Annotated in this window: 21 protein-coding genes and 2 pseudogenes; 9 read left to right on the top strand and 14 right to left on the bottom strand. The window is 60.2% G+C overall.

Going from position 1 to position 19,649, the window contains the following annotated elements; genetic code table 11:
- Positions 1 to 270 precede the first annotated feature (270 nt).
- The 3 genes from repB to AC1DGP_RS29145 form a co-directional block, all read right to left on the bottom strand.
- Positions 271 to 1,311: a plasmid partitioning protein RepB gene (gene repB, locus AC1DGP_RS29155; protein ID WP_476825781.1), complete on the bottom strand. Its 1,041-nt coding sequence runs from the start codon at positions 1,309 to 1,311 to the stop codon at positions 271 to 273.
- The gene (gene repA, locus AC1DGP_RS29150) at positions 1,308 to 2,519 is read right to left on the bottom strand and encodes a plasmid partitioning protein RepA (protein ID WP_476825780.1); all 1,212 of its coding nucleotides are present in this window, start codon (positions 2,517 to 2,519) and stop codon (positions 1,308 to 1,310) included. The genes repB and repA overlap by 4 nt, the downstream gene beginning before the upstream one ends.
- Positions 2,520 to 3,358: 839 nt before the next feature.
- Positions 3,359 to 3,586: a helix-turn-helix domain-containing protein gene (locus AC1DGP_RS29145; protein ID WP_476825779.1), complete on the bottom strand. Its 228-nt coding sequence runs from the start codon at positions 3,584 to 3,586 to the stop codon at positions 3,359 to 3,361.
- Positions 3,587 to 3,702: 116 nt separating this feature from the next.
- On the opposite strand from AC1DGP_RS29145, the gene AC1DGP_RS29140 reads away from it, so the two are divergent.
- From AC1DGP_RS29140 to AC1DGP_RS29130, 3 genes are read left to right on the top strand one after another with little or no spacing between them, the layout of a single operon-like run.
- Positions 3,703 to 4,158 (top strand): hypothetical protein, encoded by a 456-nt coding sequence (locus AC1DGP_RS29140; RefSeq protein WP_476832811.1) that lies wholly within the window; start codon positions 3,703 to 3,705, stop codon positions 4,156 to 4,158.
- Positions 4,159 to 4,164: 6 nt separating this feature from the next.
- Positions 4,165 to 4,788 carry an HAD family hydrolase gene (locus tag AC1DGP_RS29135; RefSeq protein WP_476825777.1) on the top strand — a complete coding sequence of 208 codons (624 nt, stop codon included), beginning with the start codon at positions 4,165 to 4,167 and terminating at the stop codon, positions 4,786 to 4,788.
- A gap of 50 nt (positions 4,789 to 4,838) precedes the next feature.
- On the top strand, positions 4,839 to 5,009 hold the full coding sequence (locus tag AC1DGP_RS29130; protein WP_476832810.1) for a hypothetical protein: 171 nt from the start codon (positions 4,839 to 4,841) through the stop codon (positions 5,007 to 5,009).
- 10 nt (positions 5,010 to 5,019) lie between these two features.
- Here AC1DGP_RS29130 and AC1DGP_RS29125 read toward each other — a convergent pair whose 3' ends face one another.
- The 4 genes from AC1DGP_RS29125 to tnpA form a co-directional block, all read right to left on the bottom strand.
- Positions 5,020 to 5,706, bottom strand: a complete 687-nt coding sequence (locus AC1DGP_RS29125; protein ID WP_476832853.1) for a UPF0149 family protein — start codon at positions 5,704 to 5,706, stop codon at positions 5,020 to 5,022.
- Entirely contained in the window at positions 5,651 to 7,258 is a 1,608-nt protein-coding gene (gene tnpC, locus AC1DGP_RS29120) for an IS66 family transposase (protein ID WP_476832809.1), read from the bottom strand. The genes AC1DGP_RS29125 and tnpC overlap by 56 nt, the downstream gene beginning before the upstream one ends.
- Positions 7,259 to 7,357: 99 nt before the next feature.
- Complete coding sequence (tnpB, locus tag AC1DGP_RS29115) at positions 7,358 to 7,705, bottom strand: IS66 family insertion sequence element accessory protein TnpB (RefSeq protein ID WP_476832808.1); 348 nt, start codon at positions 7,703 to 7,705, stop codon at positions 7,358 to 7,360.
- Positions 7,702 to 8,097: an IS66-like element accessory protein TnpA gene (gene tnpA, locus AC1DGP_RS29110; protein WP_476832807.1), complete on the bottom strand. Its 396-nt coding sequence runs from the start codon at positions 8,095 to 8,097 to the stop codon at positions 7,702 to 7,704. The genes tnpB and tnpA overlap by 4 nt, the downstream gene beginning before the upstream one ends.
- 116 nt (positions 8,098 to 8,213) lie before the next feature.
- Between tnpA and AC1DGP_RS29105 the strand changes: the two genes are divergently transcribed.
- Positions 8,214 to 8,858: a metallophosphoesterase gene (locus tag AC1DGP_RS29105; RefSeq protein WP_476832852.1), complete on the top strand. Its 645-nt coding sequence runs from the start codon at positions 8,214 to 8,216 to the stop codon at positions 8,856 to 8,858.
- Between the two features lie 202 nt (positions 8,859 to 9,060).
- Here the strand turns inward: AC1DGP_RS29105 and AC1DGP_RS29100 are convergent.
- Positions 9,061 to 9,301, bottom strand: a pseudogene (locus AC1DGP_RS29100) (IS481 family transposase); the annotation flags it as partial.
- Between the two features lie 81 nt (positions 9,302 to 9,382).
- Between AC1DGP_RS29100 and AC1DGP_RS29095 the strand changes: the two are divergent.
- Positions 9,383 to 9,703: pseudogene (locus tag AC1DGP_RS29095) on the top strand (IS110 family transposase); the annotation flags it as partial.
- A gap of 158 nt (positions 9,704 to 9,861) precedes the next feature.
- On the opposite strand, the gene AC1DGP_RS29090 reads toward AC1DGP_RS29095, so the two are convergent.
- Both AC1DGP_RS29090 and AC1DGP_RS29085 read right to left on the bottom strand, forming a co-directional pair.
- Positions 9,862 to 10,167 (bottom strand): response regulator transcription factor, encoded by a 306-nt coding sequence (locus tag AC1DGP_RS29090; protein ID WP_476832806.1) that lies wholly within the window; start codon positions 10,165 to 10,167, stop codon positions 9,862 to 9,864.
- 56 nt (positions 10,168 to 10,223) lie between these two features.
- A complete protein-coding gene (locus tag AC1DGP_RS29085; protein WP_476832805.1) occupies positions 10,224 to 10,535 on the bottom strand; it encodes a response regulator in 312 nt (103 codons plus the stop codon).
- Between the two features lie 239 nt (positions 10,536 to 10,774).
- On the opposite strand from AC1DGP_RS29085, the gene AC1DGP_RS29080 reads away from it, so the two are divergent.
- On the top strand, positions 10,775 to 11,134 hold the full coding sequence (locus AC1DGP_RS29080) for a DUF7957 family protein (protein WP_441508886.1): 360 nt from the start codon (positions 10,775 to 10,777) through the stop codon (positions 11,132 to 11,134).
- A 1,164-nt stretch (positions 11,135 to 12,298) separates the two neighbouring features.
- On the opposite strand, the gene AC1DGP_RS29075 is transcribed toward AC1DGP_RS29080, so the two are convergent.
- Entirely contained in the window at positions 12,299 to 12,775 is a 477-nt protein-coding gene (locus AC1DGP_RS29075) for a Ros/MucR family transcriptional regulator (RefSeq protein ID WP_441508885.1), read from the bottom strand.
- A 483-nt stretch (positions 12,776 to 13,258) separates the two neighbouring features.
- Between AC1DGP_RS29075 and AC1DGP_RS29070 the strand changes: the two genes are divergently transcribed.
- Complete coding sequence (locus AC1DGP_RS29070; RefSeq protein WP_441508902.1) at positions 13,259 to 13,795, top strand: hypothetical protein; 537 nt, start codon at positions 13,259 to 13,261, stop codon at positions 13,793 to 13,795.
- An 860-nt stretch (positions 13,796 to 14,655) separates the two neighbouring features.
- Here the strand turns inward: AC1DGP_RS29070 and AC1DGP_RS29065 are convergent.
- Positions 14,656 to 14,934, bottom strand: a complete 279-nt coding sequence (locus tag AC1DGP_RS29065) for a hypothetical protein (RefSeq protein WP_441508884.1) — start codon at positions 14,932 to 14,934, stop codon at positions 14,656 to 14,658.
- A gap of 1,019 nt (positions 14,935 to 15,953) precedes the next feature.
- Here AC1DGP_RS29065 and AC1DGP_RS29060 point away from each other — a divergent pair.
- Positions 15,954 to 16,535 carry a transglycosylase SLT domain-containing protein gene (locus tag AC1DGP_RS29060; protein WP_441508883.1) on the top strand — a complete coding sequence of 194 codons (582 nt, stop codon included), beginning with the start codon at positions 15,954 to 15,956 and terminating at the stop codon, positions 16,533 to 16,535.
- Positions 16,536 to 16,738: 203 nt separating this feature from the next.
- On the opposite strand, the gene AC1DGP_RS29055 is transcribed toward AC1DGP_RS29060, so the two are convergent.
- Positions 16,739 to 16,960 carry a hypothetical protein gene (locus AC1DGP_RS29055; RefSeq protein ID WP_441480352.1) on the bottom strand — a complete coding sequence of 74 codons (222 nt, stop codon included), beginning with the start codon at positions 16,958 to 16,960 and terminating at the stop codon, positions 16,739 to 16,741.
- Positions 16,961 to 17,234: 274 nt separating this feature from the next.
- Positions 17,235 to 17,870 (bottom strand): DUF6904 family protein, encoded by a 636-nt coding sequence (locus tag AC1DGP_RS29050; protein WP_476826833.1) that lies wholly within the window; start codon positions 17,868 to 17,870, stop codon positions 17,235 to 17,237.
- A 672-nt stretch (positions 17,871 to 18,542) separates the two neighbouring features.
- On the opposite strand from AC1DGP_RS29050, the gene AC1DGP_RS29045 reads away from it, so the two are divergent.
- Positions 18,543 to 19,454 carry a universal stress protein gene (locus AC1DGP_RS29045; protein WP_441493352.1) on the top strand — a complete coding sequence of 304 codons (912 nt, stop codon included), beginning with the start codon at positions 18,543 to 18,545 and terminating at the stop codon, positions 19,452 to 19,454.
- Positions 19,455 to 19,649 lie beyond the last annotated feature (195 nt).

Genomic DNA, 19,649 nt, shown 5'->3' with positions numbered 1-19,649 from the left:
TAGGGCAAAAGAAGTCCGCTCGCCGAAAAGGCGCTTAAATCCCAATGGGACTCTTGACGGGGATTCAGGGAAGTGCGATTCTCAAGTTGCCGACTATGAGAAGGGCTTCCGGAACACCGTTTCGGGGGCCTTTTTCTTTGCCTACTGCCGTTAGCTTCGTTGTTGACCAGGCCTTCGAGAACTCAACACTATCGGGCCTAGCCGAGCTGCTCCCATTTCCTCTCCTTTCATTCCCAGCGTTTCAAAACCTTGCCAGCTGACAAGGTCTCCTCACCTGGAGTCCTTCGCAGCACTCGCTTGGCTGAGATATCGATCCATCAGTGATGGCAATTCGCCCCTGAGGAACTCAGCGAATGACGCCGCATGAGCTCGATCAACAACGAGGCGCACCTCTTTTGACGTGAAGCTCGCTCGCCCGAGTCGGGCTCCGGATCCGGCAAGCAGCGCGACTTCCGTCTGAGGCGGCGAGCCTGGCGGCTGCACAGCCGCAAGGATCTCGCGAAAGCGTTCGTCAGAGGGCAGCGCCAAAACCTTGCCAGCTGACAAGGTTTTTCGAGCCAGTTCGAGCAGTGCTGCTTTTTCCCCAACAGCTCCCGCCAACTCAAGCCAGCGCGGTCGCCCCACCTTTGGAGCGCGACCAATCATTGTAATCAGATCGATTGGAAGCGCGCGCCAAACGGATCGCATCCGCGCCATTTCCTGATCATCCAACGACAGTGCCGCTTTGATGTCGCGCGGCTTAATTCCGGCGTTCTCCATTCGCCACGCGAACAAGGCACGCTCAATCCAGGTCAAATCCTGGCGACTACCATTCTCGAGGCCCTGTGCAACCACCAACTCGGAATCAGAGAGAGATCGGACCAGCGCCTTAACCGGAACACCAATGTCACGTGCAGCTCGGACACGGCGGTGTCCATATATGACCTGATAGCGCCCCTCCAGTTCCGCGTGTGGACGAACCTGGATTGGGATCTGTTGACCCTCTTCCAGAAATGTCTTTCGGAAAGCTTCGAACTCGGCAGGAGAATCGTCCGCTAGCCGATCTGGGAACGGCGACGGGTCGATCAGCGCTGGGTCAAGCTCCTTAAGACCGGCGGCCCCGGACTCGACCAGTGCTTTCAGCCGATCACGCTCCTCGCGGATATCGGCCAGCGTCCGCTGAGTTGCTCCAATTACTCCAGCCGGAACTCTGGGGGGCGGAGCGTTTGGCACGCTTTCGAGGCTGGTATCCTGCTCGCTCGCGGCGGAACTCGCGGTAAGCGAAAGCGCGCCAAAGCTGGAGACGATCGAGCGGCGAGGCGGCTTACTCATGCCCGCCCCCAGGTCTGCTTGATCAATTCGAGGATTCCTTCATTGACCGCGTCGAACGACTCCCGCGCGCGCTTGAACGCATCTCGCCCGATCTCGCCAGACTCGAGCTCATAGATGCTACGCTTGGCAAGTCCCGCAGCCTCAACCGCAGTGCTTTCGACTGCCGTCGGCGTCATGACGTCATCAGGGAACAACGTCCGCAGCATCGAAACTATCTCAGTCTGCGGCTTGTCGTACGGATTGTTGCGAGTGACCAGATAGCGAAAGAAATCCTGACGCATCGTGGCATTCTCGCCAGCGATCACATTGATCAGGTCACCCATCATCAACAAGAATTGGCTCATCGACGCCACATCGAGCATCGCTGGATGGATTGTCACGATCATGCCCGTCGATGCGTAGATCGCGCCGAGCGTCAGATAGCCGAGGGAAGGGGGCGTATCGAGGACAACAACGTCGTAGTCAGCTTCCACCTCGTCGATGGCCAAGCCGAGGCGCTCGAAGAACAAGCTGTCTGTCTTTGCTCCTCGCGCGAGCACACGGGGCGTGTCGTACTCGAACTCCATAACCTCGAGGTTGCCGGGAACAAGATCAACGCCGTCAAAGTAGGTTTTCCGGATGATCTCCCGCATCGGCCGGCGCAACTCGTCGTACCGCAACGCCGCCCAGATCGTTTCGTTGTCGCCAACGTCGATCTCCGGCTGCGCACCGAACATCGCAGATAGTGAAGCCTGGGGATCGAGATCTATGGTCAGCACCCGATAGCCCTGGAGGGCGAGAAAGTGCGCCAGATGCAAACTCGTAGTGGTCTTCGCCGAACCGCCTTTGAAGTTCGCAACCGCGATAACTTGCAGGTGTTCGCCACGGCGCCGGTGAGGTAAAAAGCGCAGTGCCTCCGCAGGCTTCTGCTGTGCAAACAGGCGCCGTAACTCATTTACTTGCGCTAGCGTGTAAGCCCGATGATTGTTCTCAAGCCGAGCGGGGAGGGGACCTTTGCCCTCGTTCGACATCAGCTTCAGCGTCGAGTCAGGAATGGAGGTAAGTTTTGACACCTCATTCGTCAGAAAGTGTCGCAAATGCTTCTGCGCGTGAGGGGGGTACATCCGTTCACGCAAGACATTCAGCTGACGTGACAGGACACCAGCATGCCGCCAGACGCGCTCCGCGGCTTCACTATGGCGGATATCCTTCGCCAGGGGGTCGGCCATTGGCGCTTCTTGTCCTCATTGTCGGGTTAAGGGCGTTCTAGCGCCCAATGCCCGACAAGCTACGCCACGATTCTCTGCGGGCGTCCAGCCATTTAGGGTTAATGGATTCTGACCTTTGTGGAACCGGCGCCGAACCAGAGCTTTTCAAGCTGGCCGATACGGAGAATAGCCGTTATATATCATTGGCTTATCGAAACTAATGGGCCACCTTTCCTGATACGTTCCGGACCAACCAACAATCGGCCACAAGTCGCGTCAGGCGATGACCAGGGGCGCTCGCACAGCTGCACCGACAAAATGGGTAGAATCAGGGGGCTAATTACTCTGGGCCGGCAGGCAGAATTATGTGGCCGACAATCTGCGCGCCACTCGGGGTTGAAACGATCGCTTCCACCTCGACGGGTCGCCTCGTGAGAGCCGCAGCGACACCGGCGGCGATGTTGCGATGATCATCCGGCAGGATGCCGATCTAAACGCCGGACAAGATGGCTCACGCGCAAGTGGTATCGCAGCTCCGAGAGTAAACTATGATAGCTTTGACGCCGCTCGACCAGCGGACAGCATCACGACCTTGTCGGGAAGTTCGCCTTCGCTTGCCGAAGAGTGGCTCGAGGGTGCCAAGTGTCCGATTGTTTGCGCAGGCGAGGGAGGAAGAGGAGACGCATGCCCGGCCCGCTGTCGCGGCGGCAGTGCTGGCTTTGAGGGCAGGGGACGACCTGCCAACGCGCAAACCCCGGCGCCTGCCGGGCGCGCAGCGCACCTACCATTTGGGCCACTAGCCAACGCACCGGGGTAGGTTGCGCTACCGCTGCCGTGGGACGCCTAGCAGCGCAGGTACCTCACTCGCCAAATTCGGTGCTCGGTCGTGTCAAAAGCGCAGCTGCGTCGACACCGAGCTCCCGGGCGATCCTATCCAATACGTCGACGCTTGCGCTGTAGCGACACCGCTCGATTGCACTGATGTAAGTCCGGTCGACCCCTGCTCTGAGAGCGAGTTCTTCCTGCGACAAACCAGCGGTGCGCCGGTATCGCTTTATGTTGGCCGCCAGGACCTCTCGGATTTCCATCCGATGGAAAGAGCTGGATTGTAGAGTATTTCACCACGGAGTATACTCTACACGAATCTCGGATGGCGCTGCCGCGCGGCCATTCGTCAAACTCGAATCCACGTGGGAGCCAAGCGGTGAAAGAACCAACCGACGAAGAGCGGGCGCGCTTGAGCGGCTCCGTCATGCGCGTGTTCGTCAACATCGCGAAGCGATGGGATCTCCCAGAGCGGCGACAGCTTCAACTGCTTGGCTGCAGACAGCGAGAATTTCGCCGCTGGGTTCGCCTCGCCCGATGGCACAAGCCGCTCGTTCTCGAAACAGACACCATGATGCGGATTTCGGCGATCTTAGGAGTCTTCGCCGGCTTGCGGCAGTTTGTGAAAACCGCCGAGGAGGAAAGGCGTTGGCTCTTGCGCCCAATTGAGGCCGAACCGTTCGCTGGGCAGGCACCGATAGAACTGTTGTCCGTGTCGTTCGAACGTCAAATCGAAGTTCGGCAATGCCTAGCAGGCGTCGTCCGCCACATCGCTCCAAACGAAGCCGACATCAACTTTAAGCCGTACACCATCGACAATCTAATCTGGCACTGAGACTCGATGGCTGAGATTCGCGCAATTTGCTTCGATGCCTTTGGCACCGTTGTCGAGATCACTGACAAGCGCCGGCCGTACCACGCGCTTCTTAGAAGCGAGCCCGCAGCCGCTGTGCAGGCGCTCACTCAAGCGATCGGCCTTCGCGAGCTTTCGCGAGAGATTGCCACACCCGTAGATGAAGCGAGATTCGCAGAACTAGAGGCGGATCTACAGGCGGAGTGCGCTTCGATACGCGTACGACCGGACATGAAATTGATCTGGCCGACGTTGCAACGAGCGGGGCTGAAGATCGCTATCTGCTCGAATTTGGCGTGGCCCTACAAGTGGCCACTGCTTAATTGCCTGCCAGATTGGCCTGACGGGTTCGTTCTTTCCTGCGAAGTCGGCTTTACCAAGCCACGGCGGGAAATCTATCAGCTCGTCTCCTCAGAGCTTGAGCTTCGGCTGTCGCAAATACTGTTCGTCGGCGATAGCCTCGAAGCCGACGTGATGGGCCCCATCGCCGCAGGCGCCTCCGCAATGCCGATTGCCGAGTTCGAAGCGTCCTATGCCACGCGGCCATCGATCTATGCGCCAAGTAGGATCGTCAAACTCTTCGCCCGAATTGCCGCTGCCAAGGCAGGCTGAAAACTTCGGCCGCCCGCTCGATCGCGCGGCCATCTTCGAATGGACATAGAATGCGCCTGCTAGTGATTTCCGACATTCATCTCGAATGTGGAAAGTTCGAGTTTCCAGCCCCAATGCCCGAATTCGACGTCGCCGTTTTCGCCGGCGACATCGGTCAGCCAATTTCCGCAGCGGCCCAGTGGCTGTCCACGCAAAGTAACCGTCCGGTCTCGGCCCTGTGAGCTTTGGCGCTCAGTTCAGGCCGCAGCATTTTTTGTATTTTTTGCCGGAGGCGCAGGGGCACGGGTCGTTTCGCCCGACCTTCTGAGCTGGAGCGGCGAAGGGGTTTGATCGGACGGGGATGGTTGGCGCCTGGGCGTTGGCGAGGCGCCAGTCGTTAAGTTCGATCACCCAGTCGGCGATCTTGTCGTGGGCCGTGGCGGTGATGGCCTCGATCTGCTCGTCGGAGAAGCGGGGATCGCGGCGGGCGACGTCGGCGAGCGTCATCAGGCCGGTCCAGGCCTTGGCGGCTTCGATATCGGCGGTGGCGAGGGGCAACCAGGCGTCGGGCTTCAGCTTGACGGCCTTTTCGAAGCCCTCGATCCAGATCTCCCACATGATCTCGTTATGGCGCTTGTCGATGCTGAAGATCGGACCATAGCGCTCTGGCTGGTCGAACAGCGTGCGCGCGACATCGTTGTAGAGCGCCATGACCAGTCCCATGACGTTGTTGGCGTGGTCGAGGCTCTCGAACACCGGCTCGCCTTGACCATCCTCGCTGTTCCAGACCCATGGCAGCCAGGCGCTGGGCGGGATCATCTGCGGGCAGACGAGGAGGCCGGCAATGAAGCCGTCCAGCTCCTCGATTAGCATCGCCTGTTCATCAAGCTCCAGCAGCGCTTTCGATAGCTGCTTCTGTTGGCGCGACAGTCCGGGCATGGCTCGTCCAGTTCCAAGGGGCGAGTTCACCGACGCGGTTGATGGGGTGGTCGCCGATGCGGGCCAGAACATCCCGGAGATAGGCCTGGGGATCAAGGCCGTTGAGCTTGGCGGTCTCGATCAGGGTGTAGATGACGGCGGCGCGCTCGCCGCCGCTGTCGGAGCCGGCGAAGAGCCAGTTCTTGCGGCCGATGGCGAGTGGCCGGATCGCGCGTTCGGCTGCGTTGTTGTCGATCTCCAGATCGCCGCGACTGGCGTAACGGGTCAGCGCGGGCCAGCGCGACAGTCCGTAGCGGATCGCCCTGGCGAGTTCGCTCTTGCCCGACAGCATTGGCAGCGTCCTGTCGAGCCAGCTTCGCAGATCCGCGAGGCGCGGAACGGCATGCTCCTGACGCGATCGTCGTCGTTCGTCGGGCGGGCGGCCGCGGACAGCGTCCTCGACCTGGTAGAGTTCGCCGATCCGGCGCAAGGCCTCGGCTGCGACCGGCGAGGCGTTCGCCTGATGGATGTCGAAGAACTTGCGCCGCACATGCGCCCAGCAGGCGACCTCGATGACCGCGGCCGGTTGGCCTTGGCTGCCGGCATAGAGCTTGTCGAACCCGGCATAGCCGTCGGCGTGGAGATATCCCGCAAAGCCCTGGAGATGGCCTTGCGGGCGCACGCCCTTCCGATCCGGGGTGTAGCGATAGAGGACAGCCGGCTCCGCAGCTCCGGCATGGGGTCGCTCGTCACGGACATAGACCCAGAGGCGACCCGTCGCGGTCTTGCCAAAGCCGGGCGCGAGCACCGGCACGGGCGTATCGTCGGCGTGGAGCGTGTGCCCCGCCAGCGCGTGTCGGCCGATCGCCTCGGCCAGGGGCGCGAGCAACGCCGCCGCCGATCCGACCCAATCGGCCAGGGTGGAACGGTCGAGGTCGACGCCCTCACGGGCATAGATCTCGGACTGGCGGTACAGCGGCAGATGGTCGGCATACTTGGCCACCAGCACATGGGCGAGCAATCCAGGGCCAGGCCGCCCGCGCTCGATCGGCAGCGACGGCATCGGCGCCTGCGCGATCATCTCGCACAGGCGGCAGACGATCTTGGGGCGGATATGCCGGACGACCTTGAACAGGGTGACGCGCTCCAGCACCTCGGTCTCATCCTGGCCGAGCCGGCGCAGTTGTCCGCCGCAGGCCGGGCAGCCGCAGCCGAGATCGCCGCCGGCAATGCCCGCCGGCCAATGCACGACGTCCTCGCGCGGCAGGTGATCGGGCAAGGGACGACGAACCGGATGCTGCCGGGCGTCGGGAGTTGCGGGCATGATCGCGCGCTCCAGAACCGTCCGTGCCGCCGTGCCCTCCTCGACATCCTCGAGCGCCAGTTCCAGCTGATGGATCGCGGCGTCGAGCTTCTCCGACGACTGCCCGAACTGCATCCGGCGCAGCTTCGCCAGTTGCGCCTTCAGCTTCTCGATCATGAGCAGATGGGCGGCGCTCTCGGCCCGCGCCGCGATCAGCAGCGCCTGGAGCGTCGCGACGTCGTCGGGAAGGTCTGCGGAGGCGCTCGGCATGGTCGTCCGAGATTACCGGGAAGCTGGCGGCCAAGCCATTGAATCATGGTCGATCTTGACCGCAGGCCGTGTCTCTGAATCGGCCCCTGGCCCTCCGCTTCATACCGCCAGGCTGGGGCGATCGGTTCGGATCGGCGCGCGCCAGTCGATCCCTTCCAGCAGCATGGACAACTGCGCCGGCGTGAGCCGCACCACGCCGTCCGTCGTCACCGGCCAGATGAAGCGGCCCTTCTCCAGCCGCTTGGCGAATAGGCAGAAGCCCTGACCGTCCCAGTACAGCACCTTCAGAAGGTCGCCACGGCGGCCGCGGAAGACGAACAGGTGGCCAGAGAAAGGATCCTGCTGCAGCGCCCCTTGCGCCAGTGCCGCCAAACCGTCGAAGCCCTTGCGCATATCGGTCGGGCCCATGGCGAGATAAACCCGCATCCCGGCGGGGATCGCGATCATCGCCGGTCCAAAACGTCGAGCACCCGCCGCAGCGCATCCGCATCGACATCGCGATCGACCCGCAGCCTGCGGCCAGAACCGAGCGCGATCTCGATGATGCCGGACGAACGACGGCTTCGACGCGCAGGCTCCGCGCCGGCGATCTCGGATGCCGGGGCCGGCGTGAGGTCGGTCACGGCAGGAGCCAGTTCGACCGGAAGCAGAAGCGGCGCCGGATGACCGCCGCTCAGCTGTCCCAGCTTCGCCTGACGTCGCCATGTGAAAACCAGGCTCGCCGCGACGCCGTTGCGACGCGCCACATCCGTCACCGTCACACCCGCGGCGAAACTCTCCTCGACGATCCGGACCTTGTCCTCATAGCGCCAGCGTCGTCGCCGCTCGATCGCGCCCAAAACCTCCGCCCGCACCATCGCCATGACCTTAAAGCTAGACTTAAGGTCACACCGTTCGGGAAACCCCGCCCACCGCGCAAGGCGGCCGAGACCGGACGGTTACCACGCAAAGGGAAATCGGACCGCTGCAAAATCGGCCGATCGTCTACGTTCCAGGGAACCACGAGTTCTACGGAACCGAATTCAAATCCAATCTTGCTAAGGGCGCGGAGGCGGCCGCGCTCGCCGATGTTGATCTGCTTTTTCGCCGGACGGTCATCATCAACGGCGTCCGCTTCGTCGGATGCATCTTATGGACCGATTACCGGCTGTACGGGACGCCGAAGCCATCCATGGTCTATGCCGGCCAAACGCTGAATGATCATCGCCTCATTCGCTATCGGGAAGAGGGAGGGCACTATAGCCGGTTCATGCCATGGCACGCTGCGGCAGAACACAGGCTGGACTTGACGTTTGTCCGGCACGAGCTTGCCATACCTCACAGCGGCCCGACTGTCGTGGTCACTCACCACGCCCCCCATCCACATTCGATCGCGTCGCGGTATCAGGGCAGCCCGCTTACGCCTGCCTTCGCTTCTGACCTCAGCAACATTATTGAAGAGTTTCAGCCTGAACTCTGGATCCACGGTCACGATCACGGGTCGCATGATTATCGAGTCGGACGGACACGCGTCTTCGCCAATCAGGCCGGCTATCCAAATCTTCACGGCGACCGGGAAAATCACGGGTTCAACCCTCTCTGCGTCGTTGAAGTTGCTTAAAGGGAAGGGGCCTCGTCGACCCGTCGACGCTGCCTTCGGGCTTGAACAGGGGTCGCGATAGACAGGGTCGCCGAAGGTGACTAGCGCCCGCTCAGTCGCGCGGGTGCACGGTGATAACTGGGCACGTCTTGCGCGCGATATCAGTCAAGTGCCGAATGACCTGGCTTGTGCCTGGCATCGCAGCGAACAGCCGGCAGGCTCAGCGGTGCAATGATGAGCGCGTCAGATGCGGGATCGTCGCCTGCGGAGCATAGAGGCAATCGTCGAGCGGCAGCAGAGTATGCCGGCGGTACGATGACCGCCTCCTCCTCGATCGACAGCACGGTCGATCGAGGCTCGCATGGACCGGTCTTGAGATCCGCCGTCGAGCTCCGTCTCTTCCACTTGGCCACCGTCTTCTGGTTGATGCCGTCGCGCTTAGCCAGAGCCCTCAAGCTCTCTTGATGGGATGGACGGCGCCTGCACCGGCACCATTCTTAAGGCAGGCGCGTTGCCATCACGGACCATTCCGAGGAGCCCCATCCATGCGCAAGCAGAACATCGACCTGTCCGCAGCTGTAACGGTCGGTCTCGATTTGGCGAAGCTTATCTTCCAGGTTCACGTGGTCGACGGCAAGGGCGGTGTGTTGCTGACGAGAGCCATCAGACGGCGCGACCTCTTGCCCTTCTTCGAGCAGCTACCGCCATGCCTGGTCGGGCTTGAAGCTTGTGGCTCCGCCCATCATTGGGCGCGTAGGCTAATCGGCTGTGGTCATGATGTGCGGCTGATGCCGCCGGCCTACGTGAAGGCCTATGTCCGGCGCCAGAAAAATGATGCAGCAGATGCAGCGGCAATCTGCGAGGCTGACCGTTCATAAGCGCTGCGATATTGGAAGCAGGGTGCATCTCGAGATCCCTCGCACGAACCACCGTGAGTACCCGCTCTGCTCGTAAGAGAGTACGGAACTTGAGATAATGCGCGCGATGGTTCGATGACGCTAACGGGCTCAACTCGGGCGGCGTTCTATGGCCGAATCCGTGTGACCGATGTGCCGCTCGGCGGCGGGATGTGCTTTTGCGCCGCGATGACGACCTCAAGTCGATTTCGGACATGCATCTTGACCATCAGGTTCGTCATGTAGCCCTTGACGGTTTTGGCGCTGAGCGAAAGTTCTTGGGCGATCTCGTTGTTCATCTTCCCGAGCAGCAGCAGCCTTACGATCTGCTCCTCTCTGACGCTGAGCCTATCGCTGGCTGGCTTCTGGCGCTCCCGGTTCTGGTCTTTCAACGCGCCAATCAACTTGGCGGCGAAGGAGTGGGTGACATGCACGTCGCCTCGTTGCGCTGCATTTAGAGCCTGAAAGAGATCGTCGGAAGGGCTGCCCTTCAGAACGTAGCCCTTGGCGCTGCGTTCAGAGCCGCAATCGCATCATCCGTGCTGGTTGAGGCTGTGAATACGACAATTCTGGTCTCAGCAGCGATCTTCAATGTGTCGGAGATAGCCTGAAAGACATCCCCAGCCATGCTCAGATCGACGATCATAAAATTGGGCTGATGGGTCTTGGTGATCGACAGGATATCATCCGCGACGTTCCCCGTCGCAGTGAGCGTGAAACCGCCCCATCGTCTCAGTAGTGCAGCAACGCCCTCGGCCAACAATGGGTGATCGTCAACGATCGCGACCGTCCGGTCCGGCATGGGCCAGTTCCCTTCTGATTCGTCTCCTCCCGGCCAATGATCCCGATGGTTGCGTAGCCAATGATCGATGTAAAACGAGTTCGAACAGGAAGAATGGCGACCCAATTAACTCTGTCGGACGCTGTGTCTTTGCGGTGCCCCGACTGTGAAGTCGTCACCACGCAATGCAGACGGTTTCGAGAGACAAATAGCCCGCCCCGAGTCATTCTCTGAAGCCGCGAGAGTGATCGGGGAGGGCAATGGGAGCGATTGTTTTCACGGCGAATGGCAATTTCATCGTCGTAAGGAACGGTGACGGGCCGTTGGCTGTGAAAGGCCTCTATCGGGGTGCACCCATCAAAACCGCTATCCCATTCGGCCCGGAGCGATGCATCGTCCTGATAGATCCCGAATCCAGCAGGGCCAATCTCTTCGAGAACCTGCTCTGCATTGGCAAAACCGGCCGAGCGCTATGGCGGGCGGCTTTACCGAGCATGCCTGATACGTTTATCGACGCCAGCCTAAGTGAGGCCGGCATTCTGGCGCATAGCATGAGCGGCTATCGCCTGGTGATTGATCCGACGACGGGCGGTGAGATCGAAAAAGAGTTCGCCAAATAGGTGCCATTGTCCGACCGACCTGCGCTAATGCCGTGGATCGTGCACAGTGATAGCCGGGCAGGGAACGGTCGCGTTTTTGCCACTGCTGTCAGGCTACGGCTCGGTCGTCGCGTAGCGTCATTCGGGAATGGCACCCCAGGCTTAGGGGACGACAGTGGATTTTGCCCGACGGGCAAGCGGTCCGTTACCCATTCGACGAATCCGCCAGCCAGCCAACAACAGGTCGCCGCAGAAACACTTCCTTCATGTGAAGTTAGAAGTATCTGAAGGCAGTCGTGGTGGCGGTTCGGAAATGCGCAGCATCATCAGTGCCGCCAAGGCGGTTTGGCCGTACCTGTTCTCTGTAGTTTACGGGGTGCTTGACCGCCAGTTCGGGGATCGAGTGTTCGACTGGATCAAGCCTTCGATCCCACAAGGGCTGTCTCCGGAGACTTTGCGCCTGCTAGCGACATACGTGCCTCCATTGCTGTTCATCGCGCTAGGATTCTACTTGAATTTCGGAAGAAAGCGGAGTTCACGTGCGGCAAGTTCGAAAAGAAATAACATAACTGAAACGGGAGATCCCGCTAGATTGAATATCATCTCTCAATCTGGTCCGTTTCCAAGAGATTCTTGGCATTTATACGTATACCGCGTTAAATTGACTAAGCCGATATCCCGAATTTCCATAAGAGCGCAGGGCGATAACGTGATCGCGATGGACGTCTCTCGCCCAATCGTTGGGCTCCGTTCCTCGACATCGAAAGGCGAGGTTTCCAGAGCCGCATTGCCTGGCGGGCTCGGATTGGCGGAACAGTTTTCCAATGCCAGTGGCGAATACGAGATAATCGTCGTGTGCAGTACGGAGGACGCTCCGTCGCTCGCATGTGACCTTACGCCTTAAGGTACGCCGACCGGATCCAACACTCCATTCCGTCAGTTCCAGATCGCGTGGCCGGCGCTGCATGCCTCACGGTGGAAGCGTCCGGCAATCCCCGGCAACTGCGGCGCGTGAAATCCTATCGTGAACTAGCCCGATCCATTACGGTGCTTGTCGGGTATGAGAAGCTCGTGTTGCCTGAGCCTTCCGGACGTCGCCCAGTTGAGGAAAAGCGTGTCGGAATGGCGCGACGTCGAGTTCATGCAATCGACGTCGCGGCGCTTGGCAAACAAGCTTTGGATGCGTCAGGTCTTGGGCCCGGATTTCGAGCCACGCTTGGCCCGGGCAGGCTTCGGAGCGACGGGAGGGACCGGTTCAGTTTTGGCCTTTCGTCCCAACCCTGACGCTCTTGCGAGCGCTGCCCTGGCTTGGGAATAATTGGGTGCGACCATCGGATAGTCTGGAGGCAGGCCCCATTTCGCGCGATACTGTTCAGGGGTGAGATTGTAAGCCGTACCCAGATGGCGCCTGAGAGATTTGAACGCCTTTCCGTCTTCCAGGCAGATGATGGCGTCCGGAGTTATGGACTTCCTGATCGGAACCGCGGGCACAAGTACGATAGGTTCGGGCGGGGCTTCGGGTTTGGCGCCGAGCTGCGTGAACGCGGAGTGGGTGCTCGAGATTAGCGCCACGAGATCCCCGGACGGGAGGTTATTATGCGCGACATAGGCCGAAACAACCATCGCCGTCAGCTCAATTACATTGTCGTTTTCTTCGTTCATGGCGCTTCCTAAAATAAACATTTCGCTAAATTATCTTCTAACCTATTGATACTTAGAAGCGCAATGCTCAGTCCAAATTTTGAACGCGATAATCCTGTGGTTCGTCATTGGCGAAACGATCTTGTCGTGTACCACTAGCGACCGCGCGTATGTGACCATCGCCTTGGTGATGCCGCCGGTTTGGCTCCTGGCCTTCGGTCTAGGGGCGAATGCCCGCAATCCCTTCCATGGAACAAGTGCCTATCGGTGCCGTTTCTTGGGCGCAGAATATTTGCTGTTCCGATACCAACGCGCCGTTGCCCGGCTCAAACAGCTTCACCAAGGGCCAGGCGAAGAGCCGGTTCGAGGCCAATGGGTGCCGTGTCCGAACTCAGGAAGGACGACAATGGCGTCTGTCAGGGCAGGGCGACTCATGGCGGCCAGGCGGCGTGAGCCTCGATTGTCGAGGCAATATCACGCGCAACTGAGAGGGTCTTTCACATGATCCAGACAATCACTCGTTCGTACGACACCTACGATCAAGCTGAATCCGTAGTTCGAAAGCTGAAGGATATCGGCGTCGTCGATTCCGATATTAGCTTTGTTGGCCGCCGAGCGGATATCGATGGCGAGAACCATGCAGGGGAGGGCGCCGGGGTCGGCGGCTTGATCGGCGGTGCTGCCGGGCTACTCGCTGGGCTCGGCCTGATTGCGATCCCCGGCATTGGCCCTGTAGTCGCCGCTGGCTGGCTTGCCGCAACTGCCGCGGGGGCTGCAACCGGTGCCGTCGCCGGCGGCCTCGTAGGCGCTCTGACGAAGTCTGGCGTCGATCAGCAGGATGCCCACTACTATGCGGAGGCGGTCAGGCGTGGCGGCAGCGTTGTGGCTGCTCGAGCAAACGAGGAACAGGCTCCGGCGATCGTTGCAGTCATGGACGGCGCGACACCGATCGATGCGGTCGACCGCCGGACCACCTATGAGCGGGAAGGTTGGACGCAATTCGATCCCGAAGCTCCGCCTTATGTGCGGCCGCCGATCTAGGTGCCGCTGGGCATCGCCTGGCAAACTGGCGTCCAAGGCTGAACCCAGGGGGGCCGCTTGCTGACTGATCAGAGCGGCTGCGCCGCACCGGTCGCTGCTATTCTGGCAGCCCCCAGCAGCGACGAGCTGGCGATCGCTACGATTAACGCCCCGGCAGCCCAAACGACCGGGCCATGAGCACCGTAAACGTTCGCGAAAGGCCATCCAAGTTCACGCAGCTATCGCGCCAGTGAACGCGAGGAGACGTCTCGGATCTTCATGACCGGCATCAGTTCGGGAAAGCTCGATCAAGCTGACTGCCGGCGCGAGAAATTCGACAGGGTGCTGACGCAGTCTCTGCTGTTCCAGCGCGTAGAACCGAGTAGCGAAACTAAGTGAACCGACCAGTTGATCGATGGCTTAATATTGTAGGTTCAGTCGCCGGCTAGGACCGCCGTCTCGAAAAACCGCGCGGTTTAGTCGAACATGCGAAGGGGCCGCTGGAGAACACCATCACCAAACCTCAGCGTTCGCTTCTCACAGTTGGGACAAAGATGAAGGCCGCTCGAAAGCGTGTCCTTATCCCAGGACGCGACAGTACGGCCAGACACGTCGGATATTGCGGGATCGCCGTACTTCACAACCGCCTCTGATCCGCATCTGAGACAACGGTACGGCACCACCTGAAGGTTCACTGAGGTAAGGTCGACGCAGTTCGTGCAGTGGCACGGCCAAGCCGAGTGCTCTCGAAACGCCGTCCTAGTTCCCCCGATCACGACGTGGCGTTGTAGATGGCAAGCCTCGCAACTTGCTGAGATGATCTGGCCCACCTGGAAACTCCCCTTACAGCCCGCCCCGCATCTGGCCGAGGGCGTTTGCGATCATGCCACGGGGCGCTTTCGAGCTTTTCGCATGTCGTTCGCCCGCTCCAGCAACAGGTTCCTGGCATTCGGAATGAGCTCGGCGCCCGGTCCTACCCATGTCATTGCATCATGCTTTTCGGTGCCGCTATTCAGCTGCACCCCGTTACTGGGGACGTGGCTCCACTCGTGCTCGACGTAGAATTCGTTAGTGTCGGTCTCGTAGCAGAGGTGCCACCAATCTTCGTTCTCGGCCATAGGCCCTTTGATGCGGGACGCGAGCTGTTCGAACAAAATCATATCGTCTCCGTGCTTTTCGATAACACATTGGAGGCAAAGGCTGATTGCAACAACCGCCGTACTGGTGAAGGCAGGCACGAGGGAGATTGTCGACCTCACGTCGCAAGAGCCAGTCGGTGCGCCTGCGCTCCCAAGGAACCCTCCAGCGCCGGTCGATCCGCGCCGAGCGGTTTCAACGACGGGATACCGGCCTGGGGCACATTCCTCGAAACATGATCGCCGCTAGCCGCGGAGGCCGCAGCTTTCCGTCGGCGGCGATCCCGTTCGGTCGGTTTCGCCTGACACATCTGGCGAAAAACCCCGTAGACACCAGTTTGGGAGAGCCCTGGCGCTACGGGGTCTCCTGCACCCGGCAGTGTCACCCGGGGAAGGGGGGGTGCCGGGGAGCCTTGGATTCGTGTCGGCCTGTCCGCTACCACCACTTCCTGCCGCCGGAGATTGTCATGGCAAGGTCGTGCTATGCGGCATGGTGCTGACAATCGGCATCTTGGTCAAGCAAGGACAGAAATCGGCCATGCTTGTCTTGTCTTGCCCACCCGGAAGGAGCGCCTGGCTGCGTTGATAATGGCGTTCACAGCTCCGCTGCGCAGGTAGGCCATTAATTAGAGGAGGGTCTCCTCGAAGAGCTCGGGTCCGAAGGCGCAAGGTATGATCTTGTCCTTGCTTGACCAGGCTGTCTTCCGGGATCACCATGACATCGCCCACGACGGTGCCATCACACGCTTCGATGGCAGGAGATGCATAGGTCCAACTGGCTCCCCGGCGACTGCCCCCCAGTATGGTTGGTAGCCGGGTGACGAAGACCCCGTAGTTGCACGCCACCTTAGAAGCTGGCCCTACGGGGTTTTCACGACGCTCACTTGTCGGGAGAATGATAGCCGCGAAATCCAAGTTGGGCTGCATGAGACGATTCAGGTGCGACGTCACCTGTTCGGATCGTCGGCCGCAGAACTGCCGCCAGTGGGCGTACATTCGGTTGAGCCTAGAGTTGGTATCCCCGTGAGCAGGTTCATCAGCTGATGGAGGTCAGATTGCCGTGGCAAAGACGTCTCGTTGCAGCCGGTATCACCTTACTGTCTGCCGGAGTTGGAGGATGCATCGTTACGGACGACGCCTCCGCGGAGGCAGCGAAACCACTTGCTTACTCCAGCGAACAGTCCGTTGTTCGTCGGTCACCAGGCGGCCCAGCGCGCGCGGGCATCGACCGGATCATCGAACAGAAGTCAGCGCATTACGAACTCCCCTCAGATTGGGTCCGGCGAATCGTCAAGCGCGAGAGCAACTTTCGCCCAACCGCCCAGAACGGTGGTCATTTTGGATTGATGCAGATCAAGCATGCGACGGCGCGCAGCATGGGTTACACCGGCCCGGCAGCGGGGTTGCTCGATCCCGAGGTCAATCTCACCTACGGGCTCAAATACCTGCGGGGAGCCTGGCTCGTGGCCGGTCGCGACCAGGCCCGCGCCGGCCACTACTATCGGACCGGGTACTATTACGATGCCAAGCGGAAGGGGCTTCTCGAAGCGACCGGCCTAGGCAAGGACCGTACGCGATTAGCCAAACCCCGCTACGCGTCGGACACAGTTCCTCCAACTCGCTAGATTGATCGGAACGGGGGGTCCCTGCTTGGGTTTTCGTGCGTCGGGATGATCTGCGACACAGCCGGATGGGGACAGTCAGCGGACCCGGAAGGCACATTCCCGACGGCGCCGATGAAATTAAAACGCGGACCGCCCGTGGGGGCCAACGTTCGCCGCTTACCGGGCAACCGGGCAGCAGTTTCGCGGGTGAATGCTGGCTTCCGTCACCCAATGTCTCCTGGCTTTGGTGTCTTGGGAATTGCGGTTGCCAGGAAAGCATCAGAGGCGAGTAAGGCGGCCTCGACCATGGGGCGTACGAAAGCCCGGATGTCCCGCCTCCACTCCTCGGACGACTGCTCCCACTGGAATTGCCGCTTCTCGCGGGCGTTCTCATGGAAGGCTCTCGCAGCTGCTTCGACCGCGAGTTCGGTGCGTTCGTCAGGCATCGGTTCGGCTCCAATAAAGTCGAACGGTTCGCGTACGGCGTCTATCGACCGGCAAGCCAATATCGGACCGCACGAGCCGCGACCCAAATAATGATGCCTGTGCCAGCGATTGCCAATCCAATGGGGTCTTTGTCCGGGCGAGCGAGGTAGAGCCAAACGACGATTCCAGCGGTGATCACGATCACGGCGATCCATGACGCGACCCAGTACAACAGATAGCCGAGACGGGACGCCATCCGGCAAATTCCTTAGGGCCTGCCCAGATTTAGACCGCTTACCATTTCGGATCGGGCCACTCGGCGCCCTCCCACGCCGCGATTATCGCCGCCGTCACAAGGCCATGGAAGGGACTGAGTTTCTGGCTCTGGTCGAACATGGGGGACATGCTAGCAAGGAGATCGGCAAGGCCCCCTTTGCGGTCGCCGGCGTTCCAGCTCGAGAATAGTGCGCAACGCGCGGAATAGCGGTCGTCGAAAAATTCGACGCAGCTTGCAGTCTGCTTCCAGGCTTCTCTGATCACTCCAGCATGGCCGCCGAAATCGTCCTCCAAAGCGTCTTCAATGACCGCCTCGAGCATGTACGCGCAGGCTTGGTGTTGCGGGCCATGATCGATGAAGGCCAGAGACGATCGCAGCACTAGATGTTGCAGCAGCAAGACTGGCCAAAGGATATTCACGCCATATCGGGTTCCGATTTCCTTGCAGTGTGCAGGCGGGCGAATGACGTCTCGCTCCAGCTCGAAAGCTTTTCTGAGGTCGTAGGCAAGCGCGATGAATAAGCCCTCCCGATCCTTTATCAGGGGTGAGCGCTCATTGATGTCATGAACAACGTCACGAAGCGCCCTCAGTGACGTGTAATCGCCTTCCAACCGAATTCCGGCGTGAGTGCTTAGCAAGGAGAACGCCAACATAGGAATCTCCCACGCGCCGGGTTCCCGAATGTTTAGCTTATCACAATCGCGGTCAGGATCACGCTTTCCAATTCTCGCCCTTAGTCCGACGGGAACCGATCAGGCCAGGGGGGCTTCTCGCACGCCCGTCTCGTGACGGAGGCCGCAGATAGCACAGCGGCTGCCCTCATCGCCCAGCCACCAATGCCGAGGGTGTCCAGCGCGAATTAAAGTCGAGCGGCCCAGTAGAACACCATAAGCCAGATGACGATCGTCGGAATTAGCGCCGCGACAGGAATTGGCCGCCAGCGATACAGGGGCCTTACCCATTACCAGCCGTTCTGAAGGTCGCTGAGGGGTGGAAAGCCGAAGTTGGCCGCGCGCCTGTCTCACGTCTCTTCAGCAACAACTTCCGACATTGAGGGGTTGCCCAGGACGGACAGCATTGGGGGGTCTCGGTAGCTCCTGAGGGACCTTCGACGATGCATGTAATTTCGGCCCGATGGCCTGCGCGACCGCCGCGGCGATCTCTAGATTGTTGGCGCTGAGGCGCTAACGGACTGCGCTCACTTGCGGAACGATTGCCCAAAGAGAATGGTGAAGCCTGAGCAATCCTGTGCCGCTCAGGCATATTAGGTTAGCGCGACGCTGTTTGACGAGTTCTCGCTCTGCATTTGGAGGCTGGAGATAGCCATGACGCTAACTGCGAAAAACGATGGCCCCCTAAAACGCATCCTCGTTGCAACCGATCTTTCGACGAGATCGGACAGGGCGCTACGACGGGCCACGCTCATAGCAAAACGTTTGGGTTCTTCACTTTCGCTTGTCCATGTCGTGGATGGCGATTTGCCTCATCGCATGATCGAAGCGGAGCGATCGGCCGCCATATCCGTGCTCGAAGATACTGTTCGATCAACCTGCGAAGCCGATGGGGTGTCAGCCAAATTCGAGATCGTGGTAGATGACTCGTTCAACGGAATATTGTCCGCCGCCGATGAATTCGGCGCCGACCTGATCGTCCTAGGACCTCATCGCCGCCGCTTCCGGGACGTTTTCACTGGGACCACCGTCGAGCGTGTCATTCGACGGAGCCGCATTCCAGTCTTGGTCGCGATCCAGCCCCCTTCAACTGTATATGAACGAACTCTCCTCGCGCTCGATTTTGACGATGCGTCGAAGGCGGCAGCCCAGGGTGCCTTGCGCATGGGAATCTTCAGCAAGTCCGCCGTGAAGATCGTTCATGCGTTTGATGCTCCGGCCCTCGGGCTGATGAAGCGATCTGTTCTAGATCCGGTAGCGATCAATGCGTACCTGGATAAAGAACGGGTCGAAGCAGCGGAGCGACTTGAGGCGTATACAAACGAGCTTGGAATTCCACCTACGCCCAGCGGCGTCGTTCTGCGTGAAGGCAGCCCTGCGCAAACTATCCTGGTTAGCGCCCAGGATGAACGCAGCGATCTTATCGTCCTCGGGACCAGCAAGAAGAGCGGAGTAAAGCGTGCCTTGATAGGCAGCGTGGCCGAGCAAGTACTTCGCGACGCAGAACGTGACATTCTCATTATCCCGGCTGACCAGACTGACGAAGTTGCGGTCGCATCAGCGTAGGTTAGCGACTCGTTTTCAGACGTCGCACCCCTTCGCGTCTGGGCGGCTGAGTGGGGAATGCAGACGCACGGTCGGCGCAGGAGCGAGCGCGGAGATGCCTCTTGGGTTCCCTCTGTCCGGCCGCCCACGCCGAACGCATCAGGCAGGAATTCCCGGCATCAGGTAGCGAAGGCCACCTGAGGCCTACTAAGCATC

This window comes from Allobosea sp. 05T433 (assembly GCF_056396065.1).
The sequence above is the reverse complement of the archived record's forward strand: the minus strand, read 5'-3'. Positions and strand labels throughout refer to the sequence as shown.

Bases quoted from the DNA above. Each gene is read 5' to 3' on its own strand.
- repB (WP_476825781.1), bottom strand. From the start codon at position 1,311: ATGAGTAAGCCGCCTCGCCGCTCGATCGTCTCCAGCTTTGGCGCGCTT.
- repA (WP_476825780.1), bottom strand. From the start codon at position 2,519: ATGGCCGACCCCCTGGCGAAGGATATCCGCCATAGTGAAGCCGCGGAG.
- AC1DGP_RS29145 (WP_476825779.1), bottom strand. From the start codon at position 3,586: ATGGAAATCCGAGAGGTCCTGGCGGCCAACATAAAGCGATACCGGCGC.
- AC1DGP_RS29135 (WP_476825777.1), top strand. From the start codon at position 4,165: ATGGCTGAGATTCGCGCAATTTGCTTCGATGCCTTTGGCACCGTTGTC.
- AC1DGP_RS29130 (WP_476832810.1), top strand. From the start codon at position 4,839: ATGCGCCTGCTAGTGATTTCCGACATTCATCTCGAATGTGGAAAGTTC.
- AC1DGP_RS29125 (WP_476832853.1), bottom strand. From the start codon at position 5,706: ATGCCCGGACTGTCGCGCCAACAGAAGCAGCTATCGAAAGCGCTGCTG.
- tnpC (WP_476832809.1), bottom strand. From the start codon at position 7,258: ATGCCGAGCGCCTCCGCAGACCTTCCCGACGACGTCGCGACGCTCCAG.
- tnpB (WP_476832808.1), bottom strand. From the start codon at position 7,705: ATGATCGCGATCCCCGCCGGGATGCGGGTTTATCTCGCCATGGGCCCG.
- AC1DGP_RS29085 (WP_476832805.1), bottom strand. From the start codon at position 10,535: ATGCCGGACCGGACGGTCGCGATCGTTGACGATCACCCATTGTTGGCC.
- AC1DGP_RS29080 (WP_441508886.1), top strand. From the start codon at position 10,775: ATGGGAGCGATTGTTTTCACGGCGAATGGCAATTTCATCGTCGTAAGG.
- AC1DGP_RS29075 (WP_441508885.1), bottom strand. From the start codon at position 12,775: ATGAACGAAGAAAACGACAATGTAATTGAGCTGACGGCGATGGTTGTT.
- AC1DGP_RS29065 (WP_441508884.1), bottom strand. From the start codon at position 14,934: ATGATTTTGTTCGAACAGCTCGCGTCCCGCATCAAAGGGCCTATGGCC.
- AC1DGP_RS29060 (WP_441508883.1), top strand. From the start codon at position 15,954: ATGGAGGTCAGATTGCCGTGGCAAAGACGTCTCGTTGCAGCCGGTATC.
- AC1DGP_RS29055 (WP_441480352.1), bottom strand. From the start codon at position 16,960: ATGCCTGACGAACGCACCGAACTCGCGGTCGAAGCAGCTGCGAGAGCC.
- AC1DGP_RS29050 (WP_476826833.1), bottom strand. From the start codon at position 17,870: ATGTTGGCGTTCTCCTTGCTAAGCACTCACGCCGGAATTCGGTTGGAA.
- AC1DGP_RS29045 (WP_441493352.1), top strand. From the start codon at position 18,543: ATGACGCTAACTGCGAAAAACGATGGCCCCCTAAAACGCATCCTCGTT.